Source organism: uncultured Allobaculum sp., assembly GCF_948576815.1.
Classification (GTDB): Bacteria; Bacillota_I; Bacilli_A; order Erysipelotrichales; family Erysipelotrichaceae; genus Allobaculum; species Allobaculum fili.
The window spans coordinates 15,151-29,703 of sequence record NZ_CAPAEZ010000028.1; the positions used below are offsets into that span (position 1 = coordinate 15,151).

A 14,553-nucleotide genomic window follows, 5' to 3' on the forward strand; every position below is an offset into this window, starting at 1 on the left:
ACCCGGATGATTTTTCGGACTGAAATCGGCTTGCAAAGCCTGAATCCCGCAAAAAGCCAGACGCTGCAAGCGCCTGGCTCTGCTCTTTATTTTCTGGATGAAATCCTCTAATTATTTGTTTCCGCTGATGGCTTCGAGGTTTTCTAACATCTGCTTTTCAAGCTGTTCTGTCTCATCATGGCTTTCGTCGCTCATGACCATACGGAATGCGTGCACACCTTCGCGAGCGTAGCCCGGGATCTGGTCGATGGTGTCGATGGCCTTTTCATCAAACACCTGCATGCGGCAGTCCGGGTTTCCATACAGGAATGCACGGCGTCCGTCTTTGCCCAGCAGCGTATAGCGGTTGGTCCGGCAAAGCGAGCAGTTCTGACGCTTGCCGTCTTTTAAAGCCGTATTGACCGGGCAGTGTTTCATGACCATCAGTCTTGGCTTTTCGTAAACCGTCAGAATGACTGGAGCTTCAAAGCCATAGCGGTCTTTAAACGCCTTTAAAAGCGCCTGCCGATCTTCATCGCTCAGTTCGCCGGCCAGAACGCCGCCCTGATAGCCCATTTCAAGCAACGCCGCAGCCGCGTAGGAGTTGGTAATGTTCAGGTTTTCCACGATTTCGCCTTTGCCCAGCGAATCGGTAATATAGCCTTCATCCTTATAAATCGGAGATTTGCGCTCCGTTCCCGGAATCGGGAATTCGCTGACCTGCAGCAGAGGCAGATCCGTCTTCTGGTTTTTGTTCTGTATCTGCACAAAGGAAGGCAGCGGCTTGGGCGCTTTGGGCTGGTACGTAGACTCGACTTCGACGAGCGGTCCGCGCTGCAGACGCAGTGCGCCGAGCTGATCAATTGCCTCACGGCGCATCGTATTCAGAATCGATACCGGAATAAAGGCGCTGTCCGGCAGATCCACATCAATCGTTGCCGGATTGGCCCAGGTATCTTTCGTCTTCTTCAGAGAACGGACAATCTGTTCCGTTTTGCTTGGGGCTTTCTGTGCCGCTTCGAGAAGACCGCCTTCAATAGCCACGGTATGCGTTCCATCCGTCGCTTCGAGAATCAACGGATCCCCGATTTTGGCCGCCTTAAGCGTAAAGGCGATATCCGCCTGCGGATGCGAAGTTCGAATGGCTTCTTCCACATCTTTCTGCAGAAGATAGCTTGTCGTCTTGCGGACTTCCATGCCGTTAAACACGCCGCCGGGAACGCGTACTTCAACCGTTTCCCCTTTGGCGGCTTTGGCGATCAGCTTGCCGCGGGTATCGAAAATGAAGTTGGCATTGCATCCGGTGGAACGATTCCTCTGCACAAAGCGAAGACCGTCATTTTGATGCAGATCTTCATCAAGAACAATGCGGGCGCGGTCATGGCTGACTTTAATGACCTTGCCAAGATGGATGCCCTGATGGTTGGACGTTTCCGTATTCATCAGCACAGTGCCTTTCGCCTTCCAGCCATGACCGGTCGTATAGCCGCGGTTAAACGCGGTTTCCATGCCGACTTTCAGTTCTTTGCCTACGCGAAGACCGTCTGCTGCAGCACGGGCGGCTGCGGCGCTTTCGTAGACGTATTCTGGCGATTTCATACGGCCTTCAATTTTCAGCGAGAATACCCCGGCTTTGGCGAGCTGGCTGATCTGATCGATCGCGGAAAGATCTTTAGGAGAAAGCAGATACTTGCCGGGAAGCGGAATCGGCATTCCGTTTTCTTCAAGCGTGTATTCCATGCGGCATGCCTGCGCGCATTTTCCTTTATTGGCTGAACGATCGTAGCGCACCTGAGAAAACCGGCACTGTCCCGAATACGAAATGCACAGAGCGCCATGGATAAAGACTTCCAGTTCCATTCCCGTCGCCGCGCACGCTTTGATTTCGTCAAGCGTAGCTTCTCTGGCCAGCACGCAGCGCTTTACGCCGAGCTTGCGCAGCTGTTCGATCTGATATGGTGTGGAAACAGAAAGCTGTGTAGAAGCGTGCAGTTCGAGATTGGGCAGGCGATGATGCAGAAGATGGATCAGACCGAGGTCCTGAATGATGAGCGCGTCGACGCCCAGTTCATGAAGGGCTTTGGCCTGCTGATACGCCTCTTCCATATGGTCTTCTTCAATGAGCGTATTCATCGTGACGTAAATGCGCTTTCCCGCGAGATGCGCGTCTTCAATGGCTTTGGCGACCTGATCGAGTGTGAAATTGGCCGCGTACGCCCGCGCGCCAAACTGCGGCAACGCCAGATAAACCGCATCGGCGCCGCCCGCAAAGGCGGCTTTGAGCGCCTGCTCATTTCCGGCTGGGGAAAGGACTTCAAGATTCATAGCTATCGCTCCCGTTCTATATCGATCTGAATCCGGCAGAAGAGAAAGCAGTCGCTCTTGTCGATTCAGAATTTCTGGTTTTATGAAAAACTTTTTTCACAGGGTTTGGACGGCCGCTCTGGCGAATCCCAAAAGTCGCCGTCCGTTTCATCGTTTTCATTATGGCCAGCCCCGCGGAAACGTTCAAACGAAACGGCCGCTCTTCTCGGTCTGCCCGTCCTGGCTTTGCGAAACGGATCCAAAGAAAAAGGACTGGATTTCTCATTTGAAAAATCTCAGTCCGAAAATTCAATTATCGTTTACGCAGCTTCTTCTTCCGCGGTTTCTGGGGCAGACGAATTATAGTACGCCTTGATGGCGTCGAACGTTTCCTGCGAAATCACGTGTTCAATCCGGCAGGCATCGTCTTCGGCGATCTGCGGATCGACGCCGATATTCGTAAGCATCTGCGTGAAAAATTCATGGCGCTGGTACGTATGCTGCGCCGCTTCTCTTCCCTTGTCCGAAAGGATCAGATGTTTATTGGGATCTGCGAGAAGATAGCCCTGTTCGGTAAGCATTTTGACGGCATGAGAGACCGAAGGCTTGGAAAAGCCGAGATGGCTGGCTACATCCACACTCCGTACATACGGCAGTTTGGTGGACAGTACAAGAATGGATTCGAGATAGTCTTCAACCGATTCCGTCAGGATCGGGTCTTTTTTATCGATCATCATGCCATTAGTTTAAACAAACTCACATAGGGAGTCAACGAAGCCGGCCTTTTGGCAAAACGCGCAGACGAAACGGCTTCAATCGGAGCACGCCGGCTTTCTGTCAGACACCGGCTGTTCTCAATGCGGGTAAAATAGAAACAAATTTAAACGTGCAGAAATTGGCTATAGAAACAGATCAGACGAAAAGGAGACACCATGTTAGTGACAACGCTTGGCTACATTCAAAGCAAAGACAAAGTACTCATGCTTCATCGCACAAAAAAGGAAAACGACATCAACAAGGAAAAATGGATTGGGATCGGCGGAAAGCTTGAAGACGGCGAAACGGTCCTGGGCTGCATGCAGCGCGAATGCCGGGAAGAAACCGGCCTGCACTGGAATGATCCCAGACTCTGCGGCATCATCACCTTTAACTTTCGAAAACACGAAGAAGATCCGCTCTTTTCAGAACTTATGTTTCTGTACACGGGAGAACTCGATCCGCAGGAAGAAAAGCGCCTGCAGGAGTGCAGCGAAGGCGATCTGGTCTGGATGGACTGGAGCGCTATCGCTTCGCTCAATCTCTGGAAAGGCGATCGAATCTTTCTAAAGCTGCTCAAGGAACATGTCCCGTTATTTTATATGGAACTGAACTATCTGGGCGACACGCTCACGCACGCGACACTGAATGAAAAAGAGCTGGATCTGAAGGATTCGTCCATCTATCTGGGGACAGACTGATCGGCTGCTCCTTCCCGTCGCCAGCTTCAAATGAGAAGGATGGAACGCGACGGAATCCATGTCGAGATTCCTCCAGACTTCATTCGTTTACGGTGCGCTTTTCTTCCTTCTGGAAATCCAGAAAGCGGACCTGTTCGTAGGAGAAAACCAGATTCTGGCTGGAATCAAACGCACAGATGTATTTTTGATCCGGTGAAACTTTATACCGGTATTTGAAGGGATAGGTTTTCAGTGCAGTCAGCGGATCCATGCCGATATACCAGTCGCCGAATTCATCCAGTTCATCATTTCGCATGGCCACATACTCTTCCCAGTCATCAAAGCCCTTATCGCCCGGTTCGTACAGTTTTTCCATTTTCACGAAATCGTAACGGTGGTCAAGGCGGTAATTGTCGTCGTCAAAAAAGACAGTCAGGCTTTCGCAATCCTCACAAAGCCAGCAGTCCGGTTCTCTGGACGGTGCCCAGTCATAGCAGTAGTAAATATACTCAAAAATGTCAGGAGCTTTGTAGTCTATTCCCGGGTAGTCCGTCCCCACGAGGAATATTCCTGGATGCGCCTCCATAAATTCTTCAAAAAACGAAATGGAAAACGCGTTGATTTCCGGTTTTCCATCGCCATTCCATATATCGTATCCATTTATACAAAGGCAGTGTGCCCTGTTCTTTCCCTCCTTTTCCTGTCCTTAATCTGATTCCTGTCCTTAGTCTGATTTTAACGGATCCGATTCTGGAAAAACGACCTGTTTTCCTGCCTGCAGAAAAAGTCTCCAGAACCTGCTGATGCGTTCTGGAGACTTTGAATTTTGAAAACAGAATTTCTATTTAGCGCTTGAGCTCAATTACTTTTTCCCACGGAAGTTTGGGGTCGCCGAAATGACCGTAGTTGGTTGTACGGGTATAAATTGGTTTGCGCAGATCGAGTTCTTCAAGAATATTGCCGACTTCGAAATTGAAGTTCTTCTTGACGATATCCATGATTTCTTCGTCGCTGACTTTGCCGGTGCCGAAGGTGTCCACGAGAATCGAAACAGGTTCCTTGCGTCCGATGGCGTAAGCCACTTCGACTTCGCACTTGTCTGCCAGTCCATTGGCAACGATGTTCTTGGCTACCCAGCGGGCATAGTAAGCTGCCGAACGGTCTACTTTGGTCGGGTCTTTTGAAGAGAAGCATCCGCCGCCGATATGGCCCATTCCGCCATAGGTATCGCAGACAATCTTACGGCCTGTGGTGCCTGAGTCGCCGAAGGATCCGCCGACTACGAACGATCCGCTTGGGTTGATGAAGTATTTTGTATTTTCATCGAGAAGTTCAGACGGGATGACCGCATCGATGACTTCCTTGCGGATGAGCTTGCTGAGGTCTTCCTGGCTGATTTCTGGAGAATGCTGGGTGGAAACGACAATCGTATCAATGCGTACGGGCTTGTCATCCTTATATTCTACGGAAACCTGTGTCTTTCCGTCCGGACGCAGCAGATCCGGATGCTGGCGGCGAACTTTGGTCAGCTGACGGGACAGCTTGTGCGCATAGTAAATTGGGGCCGGCATGAATTCATCCGTTTCGTTGGATGCGTAGCCGAACATGATGCCCTGGTCGCCGGCCGCAACCTCGAGCTTGCCGTCCTTGTTCTTGTTGACCGCGTTATGGATTTCCGGGGACTGCTTATTTACAACGGTGTGTACGTGATATTCTTCCGGATAGCCGATTTTCTTCAGAACGTCTTTGGCGATCTGTTCGAAATCGATGACGGCTTTCGTGTTGGCTTCGCCGTAAACCAGAATGAAATCATCCTTGATGGTGGCTTCTACCGCCATGTTGGAATTAGGATCCTGGCGAAGTGCTTCATCGACGATCGAGTCCGCAATCAGGTCACAGACTTTGTCTGGATGTCCTTCTGTTACCGACTCACTGGTAAAAATATAGTCTTTCATCAAATTTCCTCCTTATACATTCAGTTACGGGATACTTCATGAGAATGTGAAATACTTCCTGGAGATATTCGAAGTCCTTAACCAGAAAAAAAGCATACCGAAGCATGCTTATGTTATTCATCAGCGCCTTCGTTATCGATGTCAGCTGGGCCACCAGTTACGAGGTTGGCGCGGGATCATAGAGCTGACTCTCTCCCCCGACTCTTGATAAGAGTATTTCAGTGCTTTTCATTATAGTGCAGGTATGAATTCTGGACCCGGTCAATGCCTTTGTTTTGCCCAAAAACCCGTTAGTTCAGTATAGCGAATTTTGTGTCCACGTGCTGTCGTTTTGATTTTTATCCCTGGTTTCGATGATCCGGTTCGTTAATAAGGACAAATTTCTTTTCCTGAAACGATGAAAAAGCGCCGCAAAGACGTTGCCGGCGCTTTTGTACGTTTTCTCTTATGGTCTTCAGGGCGCGGTTTCGATCAGTATTCTCGGAAGAGCGCGGGCATTTCTTCGCGCGGCACGCCGTAACTGAGCGCGAGCTGGGTAAGAATTCTCGCTTTATGCGGAGAGAGGCGATGGGCCGGAATGGTTTTCTTGAGCGGATCAAAAACCGGAGATTCAAAGGCTGCGCCTTCGAGCAGCCGGCTGGTGCGGACGATGAGCGCGGGTCCGGTGTAGTTTTCGATGACTTCCCGGATTTCCTGCGAATAGTTGCCCGAGCCGGATCCGGCGATAATGACGCCGTCATACGTTTCCAGCATGTACGCAAGCAGATCCGGATCGCTCTGCGCATGGACATAATAAATTTCCACGCGTGCAAGCCGCGGAATCTGCTCAATCGCAAAGCGCGAATAAATGGTATGGCGGCGATACGGGGCGTGAATGAGATACGCCTTGTCATCCTGCATGTAGCCGATCGGACCTGGATCGCCGACTTCAAACGCGTCGGTCTTGATCGAATTGACTTTCGTCAGATCGCGGCCGGAATAAATCGTATCCGACAGAACGGCGAGCACGCCCATTTTTTCCGCTTTGGGATTGGCGGCCAGAGCGACCGCCTGATACAGGTTCATCGGGCCGTCCGCACTCGTCGCGGTTGCCGGACGCATGGCGCCGGTCATGACAATCGGCTTGGAGACATTCAGAACCAGGTTGAGGAAAAAGGCGGTTTCTTCGAGCGTGTCCGTTCCATGGGTAATGACAATGCCATCGAACCGGTCGTCCTGTTCAAGTTCTTCCGCTTTGACCTTAATGCGAAACAGATCTTCTTCCGTAATGTCGTTAGAATCCTTGGAGCAGACGGAAAAGACTTCCAGATCGGCGAGTTCCTGAATGGAGCTGACGCTGGAAAGAATCGACTCAACCGACAGGGTTCCCGCGCGATACGTCGCCGCTTCGCCCATCCGGCCGGATCCGGCAATCGTTCCGCCAGTCGAAATAATGGCGATGCGCTTTTTGGGTTTTGTTTCCATAGCTTCACTTTGAACAGGGCTGCAATTTGGGCTCCTGTTTGTCTCCTTTCTCTGTATCTCTGTACGGCTTCGAGTGTATCACGAATTGAAGCCGTACACGGTTTGCACACAGGCGGATCGAGCGGGCGGCGATCCGGACAAAGAAAGCCTCTTTTCCTTTTTCTGCTTTACCTGCATGATTTTCAGGTACGGCCGTAAGGAAAAATTATTCATAATTCAAATAAGAACCTTTCTATTATTTTCTAAGAGAATAAGAATAATGTGCTCTTCACGCTTTGTATCGCTCTTTTATGGAATATATACTGAAAGAGATCAAGAGAAAGAAAGGAGATGCTGTATTTGAAACCTGTACAGAAACTGACCCTGTCGGCACTGTTTCTGGCCGCCGGTCTGGTTCTGCCCTTCCTTACCGGTCAGATTCAGTTCATTGGAAACATGCTCTGTCCCATGCATGTGCCGGTTCTGCTTTGCGGACTGATCTGCGGCTGGAAATACGGTCTGGTCGTCGGCGCAATTATGCCGCTGCTTCGAAGCGCTATGTTCTCGATGCCGCCGATGATGCCGCAGGCTGTGGCCATGGCTTTTGAACTGGCCGCATACGGTGCCATTTCCGGATGGCTGTATCAGATCCAGAAAAAGCAGTCGATTGTAAGTGTCTATACGTCCCTGCTTGGCGCCATGATTGGCGGACGCATCATCTGGGGTGTCGTAATGGCTGTGCTGATGGGGCTCTCTGGTTCCGCCTTTACACTCAGCGCCTTCATTGCCGGCGCCTTCTCAAATGCCATCCCGGGAATTATCCTGCAGCTGACCGCAATCCCGCTTCTGATGGTAGTTCTCGACAAAACCGGCGTGCTTCGCTTTGAACGTCCCGCCGCATCCCAGAAAGCCGCCGTCTCGGCAGCCAAGGCGGAGGGATGAGTTCTTCAAACGAAAACCCAATACAGAACGGATCTGTTCCGTCCTCTCGGGCTGACCGATTGGATGCGATCGTAAAAATGCTCGAAGAAAAAAGGAGCCAGAGCGACAAGCCAATGTTCGTCGTCGCGATTGACGGTCGATGCGGATCGGGAAAGACGACTCTGGCCTCTCTGTTAGTGGACCGGCTGGACGACTGCTCCATCCTGCATATGGATGACTTTTTCCTTCGGCCAGAAGATCGAACGCCCGAACGTCTCAAGACTCCAGGTGCCAACGTCGATTACGAACGCATTCTCGATGAAGTCCTGCTTCCTTTGCAGAAAAAGGAAGAAACGATCTATTGTCCCTTTTCCTGCAGAACCATGACTTTACAGTCGGCCCGCGCTTTGAAGCGTCCGCGCATTCTGCTTCTCGAAGGCACATACAGTGCCAACGCTCACCTGCTCCCTTTTGTCGATTTTCTGCTCTTCCTGACGTGTTCTAAGGAAGAGCAGAAAGAACGGCTTTTGAAACGGGAAGGTGCAGAGAAGTACGCAAACTTCGAAGCGAAATGGATTCCGCTCGAAGAAAACTATTTCGAAAACGGACTCGACACGAACGCGATCGATCAGATTGTGGACACCAGCTTCTGAGGCCACCCGGTTTTAGACGTCTCTGTTTGAATGAACGATTTTTGGATCAATGAAAGGAATATTATCGTGGAAAAATCCAAAGTGTATTTTACCCGCAACACTGGACGCGACTCCTTAGTCCGTCTGTACAAAGCTTTAGGCAAGGAACTGAAAGGCAATGTAGCCGTTAAGCTGCATACCGGTGAAGCCGGCAACCAGAACTTCCTGCGTCCGGAATTCGTAAAACCGATCGTAGACGAAGTCAACGGTACGGTCGTTGAATGCAACACCGCTTACGGTCACGATATGGGCGGCCATCGTTTCAACACCCTCGAACACGAAAAAGTACTTCGCGATCATGGCTGGACCGAAAACTTCGATGTAGAAATCCTCGATGCGGGTGGACCAGATAAAGTCCTCGAAATTCCAAACGGAAAAATCATCAAGAAAAACTTCGTCGGCAAGGACATTGAGAAATACAACTCCATGCTCGTGCTTTCGCACTTTAAAGGCCATCCGATGGGCGGCTTTGGCGGTGCCCTCAAACAGCTCTCCATCGGCTGCGCATCCACAGCCGGCAAGTGCTGGATCCACTCCACCGGTCAGTCCGATTCGATGAAAGACTGCTGGGAAAAAGAAGTGAATCACGATGAATTCCTCGAAGCTATGGCCGATGCCGCGGAAAGCGTAAACACCTTCTTCAAGGACAGCATTGTGTACATCAACTGCCTGGTCAACCTGTCCGTTGACTGCGACTGCTGCCATGTCGCTGAAGATCCGTGCATGAAAGATATCGGCATCATGATCTCCACCGACCCGGTTGCGATCGATCAGGCCTGCCTTGATATGGTCTACAGCTCCGATGATCCAGGACGTGATCACTTCCTTGAACGTGTAGAGAGCCGTCATGGCGTTCACACGGTTGAAGCTGCCGCAGCTCTTGGCTTTGGAAATCGTGAATACGAACTGATCGACATCGACGAGAAGTAAGTCCGATTCAATCTCTATACCATCCAGTACTGAACTCCAGTACTGAGCACTGAACAGCAGAAGTCCTCTGCCCTTCCCAGAATTCTGGGTGGCAGAGGACTTTTTACGTTTTGGCGTCTGAAGTATCCAGCCGTTTGAAAACCTGGGCCGGGCCCCGTTGCGGGTCGTTCCGGCCGCAGCCGGATCAACGGGACAGCTGCCCGTTTCTTCGCGCCTTTTTTCCAAACAAAAACCCCGTATTCGATCGAGAGAACACGGGGTGTATGCCTGAAGCTTAAGGGGGGAAAATGAATGATCAAATGAACTGAGTCAATCGGTTTCCGGTTCCCAGCCGGCAAAGAGCTGCATATCGCCTTCGACTAGAAGAGAGCTATCCGCAGGCATTGTGCAGTTTTCGTCCGTATACCAGCCTGTAAAGCGGTAGCCTTCACGGACAGGGGCATCAGCTAAACTCAGAGCGTCCTGGAACTGGTAGACCTGAGAGGGTACATCGCTTCCGCCCTTGGAATTATAGGAAACTGCGTAACCATCTTTTCGCGTACCGAGGTACATCAACAAACACAAGAGAATGCATCCCGCAATGATTACAATACCCAGAGTGCGCGTGGAGACGTTCAGATTCTTATACAGTCCGCCATCGGGTTGGAGATCCGTTGGGGTCTCAGAATGATTTTTCTCATTCATAATGGGGTTTTATTTCTTCGTCAGGTACTTACGCATGTCGATCGCGCAGGCAACGAGGATGATAATACCCTTAATAATGTACAGGTAGTTCTGGTCAACGGACATATAGTTCAGACCAGTAAAGATAATCTGCAGCAGGAGTACGCCGATTACGATACCGGAGATACGTCCAGTACCACCGACGAAGGAAACGCCGCCAATTACGCAAGCCGCGATGGCGTCACACTCGTAGTTGAAACCAGTGTTGGCGTTTACGGAAGCGATACGGGCACCGTCAATGAAACCTGTCAGAGAGTACATGATTGCCGCGAGAACGAAAACCATGATGATTGTGCGGGAAACGTTAACACCAGAAACGGTAGCTGCTTCTTCGTTGGAACCAACTGCAAACATGTTTTTACCGAAGGTTGTCTTGTTCCAGATGATCCACATAACGATAACCATGAGGATGGCGTACAGTACGTACATTGGGATCTTAGAAGCGCCGATGGAAAAGATCGTACCCGTAACGATGTCACGGTAAGTCTGGTCGAATCCGGAAAGAGTCTGGCCGTTGTTCGTACCGAGCTTGAGGTAGATCAGGATGATACCGTAAGTGATCAGCTGTGTAGCCAGGGTTACGATAAATGGATGGAGCTTAAATTTCGCAACGGAGAAGCCGTTTACGAAACCGATCAGTCCGCAGACTGCCATAGCTGCCAGAAGCGGAACAATGATTGGAAGAGGTTCGAGACCCGGGAAAATACGGTTATTGGTGATGGACATCGACGCGATGATTACAGCGGCGAGACCAACCATACGGCCGGCCGAAATATCAGTACCGGTCAGTACGATACATCCGCCGATACCCAGAGCGATCGGCAGTTTAGCAGCGGTCAGTGTGATGATGTTGACAATCGAAGATACAGAGAAGTATTTCGGTTCGCGGATACCGATGAAGATGACCGCAATGAGGATGATGATGTACATTGCGTTGTTGAGAAGGAGGTTCGTGATGGCGCGTTTTTTGTCCTTCGCATCCATCTGCTTGTAATCATCCATCCACACCTGCATGCGATTCCGCTTTTTTGCTTTTGTGTTTTCAGACATTTTAATATTTCCTCTTTATACGTATTTCGCAGCCAGAGTCATAATTTCTTCCTGGCTTGTGTTATCCGCATCTACCTCGCCGGCAAGACGACCGCCGGACATAACCAGAATACGGTTGCAGACGCCGAGCAGTTCCGGCATCTCAGATGAAACCATCATGACTGTCTTGCCCTGTTTCGCCAGGTTCGAGATCAGTTCGTAGATTTCATATTTGGCACCTACGTCAATACCGCGCGTCGGTTCATCCAGCAGCAGAATTTCCGGTTCGGTCAGCAGCCAGCGTCCAAGAATTACTTTCTGCTGGTTACCGCCGGACAGAGACGAGATTTTCGTCGCCTGACTCGGTGTCTTAATGCGCATGGCGCCAATGGACCAGTCCGTATCTTTCTTCATTGCCGCATCGGAAAGAAGACCGGCTTTGAGATAGCTTTTAAGGTTGGAAATAGTTGTGTTGGCACGGATGTCCAGAATACCGAAGATACCGGTGGCGCGGCGTTCTTCAGTCAGAAGAGCAAAACCGTTGGCAAGAGCCTTTTTCGGGTTTTTGTTATGGATTTCCTGACCATGCAGGAAGATCTGTCCATCCTTGCGAGTGGCGTAGCCGAAGATTGTTTCGAGCAGTTCTGTACGACCTGCACCATCCAGACCGGCAACACCAAGGATTTCGCCTTTGTGTGCCTTGAAGGATACATCGTTCAGCTGGTTGTAAAGAGCGGTGAGGTTCTTTACTTCAAGAGATACTTCATCGGATACAACATTGTCCTTGGGCGGGAAGCGGTTCGTAAGTTCACGGCCGACCATCAGTTTGATGATCTTGTTCATATCCATGTTTTCCGTTACTTCCGTAGCAACCCAGGTACCATCACGCATGACGGTGATTTCGTCGGAGATGCGCAGAATTTCGTCCATCTTGTGTGAGATGTAAATAATGGCAACACCGCGATCACGCAGCATGTTGATAATCTTGAAAAGGTGTTCTACTTCTTCTTCCGTAAGGGAGGAAGTCGGTTCGTCAAATACGATTACCTTCGAATGGAAGGATACGGCTTTGGCGATTTCAACCATCTGTCGCTGAGCGACTGGCATCGTTGACATTACGGTTCGTGGATCGACATCGATTTCGAGTTCATCGAATACCGCTTTCGTATCCTTGAGCATTGTTGCTTCAGAAACGAAACCGTTTTTTGTCGGATAGCGACCCAGCCAGAGGTTGTCCATAACGTTGCGCTTAAGCGCCTGGTTCAGTTCCTGGTGAACCATGGCAACACCGTTTTCGAGCGCTTCTTTGGAGTTTTTGAAGTTAACCTCTTTGTCTTCGAGGATGATGGTTCCACTGTCTTTGTTGTAAACGCCGAAGAGGCATTTCATCAGAGTGGATTTACCGGCACCATTTTCACCCATCAGTGCGTGTACGCTTCCGGCGCGGACGTTCAGAGAAACGCCGTCGAGCGCTTTAACACCAGGGAACTGCTTGGTGATTTCCTTCATCTGGAGGACAACGGGATGTGCTTCTTTCCAAGCTGCGTCATGAACAGTTGGATTTACCTGAGACATTTCGTTTTTCCTTTCGTATTTCTATGTGATCGCCTGATTCGAAATCAGCCACGGGGAACCCGTGGCTGATTTTGGAATCATTGCGGTTTTAAACTGATTCTGTTTCCTGCAGCGGGAAATTAGTCAGCTTTGTATTCGGAATAAGGAATGTTAATACGCCATGTTCCGACTACGTTTGCAGAATCGAGGCCTTCGAATTTGTCTTTTCCAGCCATCATGTTCTGAACCATCTGGCAGATCGCAGCGGCCATGCCTTCGCCATCCTGTTTGATGGTACCAGTCATTTTGCCTTCGTCGATTGCTGTCTTCGCATCGTCAAGAGCGTCTACGCCGAAGATAGGAATGGTCTTGCCTTCGCCGTCGTTGTAGCCAGCGTTCTGCAGAGCGGACAGAGCACCAAGAGCCATACCGTCATTGTTTGCGATAACGAGCTCGATCATGTCGCCGTTTTCTTCGTTGTACTGGGACAGAGCGTTCTGAACGATATCAGTACCCTGAGCAGCAGACCATGCACCGTCTTTGTCCAGTTCGTATTTTGTAGGAGCGTCAGCTTTGTAGTAAGCGAGAGCTTCGTGGCCTTCTTCAGCCAGTTTAGCGTCAGCGTTTTCTACACCGTATTGTGTACGAGCGTCAGCTTCAGCGTTGCCTTCCTGGCCTTTCAGCATGATGTAGGAGATTACACCGTCGCCGTTCAGGTCAGTAGCATCGTAGTTTGCGTTCAGGTATTCACCGATCATGTCACCCTGCATTTTGCCAGCCATTTCGTAGTCAGTACCTACGAAAGCAGCTTTGTCGTAAGCAGAGATAACTTCTTCGTCAACGGAACGGTTGAAGAAGATTACTGGGATACCAGCAGTTTCAGCCTGGGTGATGATTTCTTTCGCAGCATCCTGGGAAGCTGTGTCAACCAGGTTTACAACGAGGCACTTGGATCCTTTGGAGATCGCTGTCTGTACCTGTTCAGTCTGAGTAGTCTGGCTGTTGCCGCCATCGTAGTCAGCGTAGGTGATTCCTGCATCTTCGAGGTCTTTGTCGAGAGCTGCACGAACTGTGGAGATATAGTCGTCGCCGTATGTGTAGTAGAATACGGAAACTTCGCCTTCTCCTCCAGCAGAACCGGAGTCAGCTGTGGAGGAAGCTGTGCTGCTTGTGGAGCCGCCGTCGCTGCTGCCGCAAGCTGCCAGGGACAGGGCCATAGCACCTGCCATCATGGTTTTAAAGAGTTTGTTGAGTTCCATAGTACTTAAGTGTACCCTTTCTATTTCTCGTCTCTTACGAGAGTTCCGCGGAATTGCGGAAGAATTTACATGTGAACTATAACATAGGCATTTGTTTTAAACAACAGATTCTGAAAGGGTTTTCGCTGGTTTTCGGTAAATTTTTATTCAATATGTTCGGTTAAAGGTTTCTTCGTTTAACTAAATATCAAAGTTAATTTTACTTAACTTTTCTTTTTGAGCGTAAGAATTGCTTAACCTGTAGCTATTTTCCCTTTATGCGCCCTTTGTCCTGGTAAGTGTCAAACAATCGACGGGTATACGCGAGACTGAATATTAGATACGCTAA

General features: G+C 50.1%; 13 protein-coding genes. 4 read left to right on the forward strand and 9 right to left on the reverse strand.

Annotated features, from left to right (window positions below):
- Positions 1–111 precede the first annotated feature (111 nt).
- On the reverse strand, positions 112–2,304 hold the full coding sequence (locus tag Q2J39_RS05475; protein WP_288339292.1) for a U32 family peptidase: 2,193 nt from the start codon (positions 2,302–2,304) through the stop codon (positions 112–114).
- A 299-nt stretch (positions 2,305–2,603) separates the two neighbouring features.
- Complete coding sequence (locus tag Q2J39_RS05480) at positions 2,604–3,020, reverse strand: metal-dependent transcriptional regulator (RefSeq protein WP_288339290.1); 417 nt, start codon at positions 3,018–3,020, stop codon at positions 2,604–2,606.
- A 195-nt stretch (positions 3,021–3,215) separates the two neighbouring features.
- On the opposite strand from Q2J39_RS05480, the gene Q2J39_RS05485 reads away from it, so the two are divergent.
- Complete coding sequence (locus Q2J39_RS05485) at positions 3,216–3,740, forward strand: 8-oxo-dGTP diphosphatase (protein ID WP_230267253.1); 525 nt, start codon at positions 3,216–3,218, stop codon at positions 3,738–3,740.
- A 79-nt stretch (positions 3,741–3,819) separates the two neighbouring features.
- Here the strand turns inward: Q2J39_RS05485 and Q2J39_RS05490 are convergent, their stop codons facing one another.
- From Q2J39_RS05490 to Q2J39_RS05500, 3 genes are all read right to left on the reverse strand, one after another.
- Entirely contained in the window at positions 3,820–4,278 is a 459-nt protein-coding gene (locus Q2J39_RS05490; protein ID WP_288339288.1) for a hypothetical protein, read from the reverse strand.
- Between the two features lie 286 nt (positions 4,279–4,564).
- Positions 4,565–5,674 carry a methionine adenosyltransferase gene (metK, locus tag Q2J39_RS05495; protein ID WP_288339286.1) on the reverse strand — a complete coding sequence of 370 codons (1,110 nt, stop codon included), beginning with the start codon at positions 5,672–5,674 and terminating at the stop codon, positions 4,565–4,567.
- 471 nt (positions 5,675–6,145) lie between these two features.
- Positions 6,146–7,138, reverse strand: coding sequence for an asparaginase (locus Q2J39_RS05500; RefSeq protein ID WP_288339284.1), 993 nt, complete (start codon positions 7,136–7,138; stop codon positions 6,146–6,148).
- 339 nt (positions 7,139–7,477) lie between these two features.
- Between Q2J39_RS05500 and Q2J39_RS05505 the strand changes: the two genes are divergently transcribed.
- The 3 genes from Q2J39_RS05505 (at position 7,478) to Q2J39_RS05515 (ending at position 9,660) form a co-directional block, all read left to right on the forward strand.
- Complete coding sequence (locus tag Q2J39_RS05505) at positions 7,478–8,059, forward strand: ECF transporter S component (protein ID WP_288339282.1); 582 nt, start codon at positions 7,478–7,480, stop codon at positions 8,057–8,059.
- A 59-nt stretch (positions 8,060–8,118) separates the two neighbouring features.
- Complete coding sequence (locus Q2J39_RS05510) at positions 8,119–8,691, forward strand: uridine kinase (protein ID WP_288339280.1); 573 nt, start codon at positions 8,119–8,121, stop codon at positions 8,689–8,691.
- A 66-nt stretch (positions 8,692–8,757) separates the two neighbouring features.
- Positions 8,758–9,660, forward strand: a complete 903-nt coding sequence (locus tag Q2J39_RS05515; RefSeq protein ID WP_288339279.1) for a DUF362 domain-containing protein — start codon at positions 8,758–8,760, stop codon at positions 9,658–9,660.
- Between the two features lie 309 nt (positions 9,661–9,969).
- Here the strand turns inward: Q2J39_RS05515 and Q2J39_RS05520 are convergent, their stop codons facing one another.
- The 4 genes from Q2J39_RS05520 to Q2J39_RS05535 all read right to left on the reverse strand — a co-directional run bounded on the left by Q2J39_RS05520 (position 9,970) and on the right by Q2J39_RS05535 (position 14,225).
- Positions 9,970–10,344 (reverse strand): InlB B-repeat-containing protein, encoded by a 375-nt coding sequence (locus Q2J39_RS05520; protein ID WP_230267260.1) that lies wholly within the window; start codon positions 10,342–10,344, stop codon positions 9,970–9,972.
- Between the two features lie 9 nt (positions 10,345–10,353).
- Positions 10,354–11,433 (reverse strand): ABC transporter permease subunit, encoded by a 1,080-nt coding sequence (locus Q2J39_RS05525; protein ID WP_288339278.1) that lies wholly within the window; start codon positions 11,431–11,433, stop codon positions 10,354–10,356.
- A 15-nt stretch (positions 11,434–11,448) separates the two neighbouring features.
- Positions 11,449–12,987 (reverse strand): sugar ABC transporter ATP-binding protein, encoded by a 1,539-nt coding sequence (locus Q2J39_RS05530; protein WP_230267262.1) that lies wholly within the window; start codon positions 12,985–12,987, stop codon positions 11,449–11,451.
- 119 nt (positions 12,988–13,106) lie between these two features.
- Positions 13,107–14,225, reverse strand: a complete 1,119-nt coding sequence (locus tag Q2J39_RS05535) for a galactose ABC transporter substrate-binding protein (RefSeq protein ID WP_230267263.1) — start codon at positions 14,223–14,225, stop codon at positions 13,107–13,109.
- Positions 14,226–14,553 lie beyond the last annotated feature (328 nt).

Coding starts and splice junctions, on each gene's coding strand:
- metK (WP_288339286.1), bottom strand. CDS start 5,674: ATGAAAGACTATATTTTTACCAGTGAGTCGGTAACAGAAGGACATCCA.
- Q2J39_RS05475 (WP_288339292.1), bottom strand. CDS start 2,304: ATGAATCTTGAAGTCCTTTCCCCAGCCGGAAATGAGCAGGCGCTCAAA.
- Q2J39_RS05535 (WP_230267263.1), bottom strand. CDS start 14,225: ATGGAACTCAACAAACTCTTTAAAACCATGATGGCAGGTGCTATGGCC.
- Q2J39_RS05500 (WP_288339284.1), bottom strand. CDS start 7,138: ATGGAAACAAAACCCAAAAAGCGCATCGCCATTATTTCGACTGGCGGA.
- Q2J39_RS05520 (WP_230267260.1), bottom strand. CDS start 10,344: ATGAATGAGAAAAATCATTCTGAGACCCCAACGGATCTCCAACCCGAT.
- Q2J39_RS05480 (WP_288339290.1), bottom strand. CDS start 3,020: ATGATGATCGATAAAAAAGACCCGATCCTGACGGAATCGGTTGAAGAC.
- Q2J39_RS05485 (WP_230267253.1), top strand. CDS start 3,216: ATGTTAGTGACAACGCTTGGCTACATTCAAAGCAAAGACAAAGTACTC.
- Q2J39_RS05530 (WP_230267262.1), bottom strand. CDS start 12,987: ATGTCTCAGGTAAATCCAACTGTTCATGACGCAGCTTGGAAAGAAGCA.
- Q2J39_RS05525 (WP_288339278.1), bottom strand. CDS start 11,433: ATGTCTGAAAACACAAAAGCAAAAAAGCGGAATCGCATGCAGGTGTGG.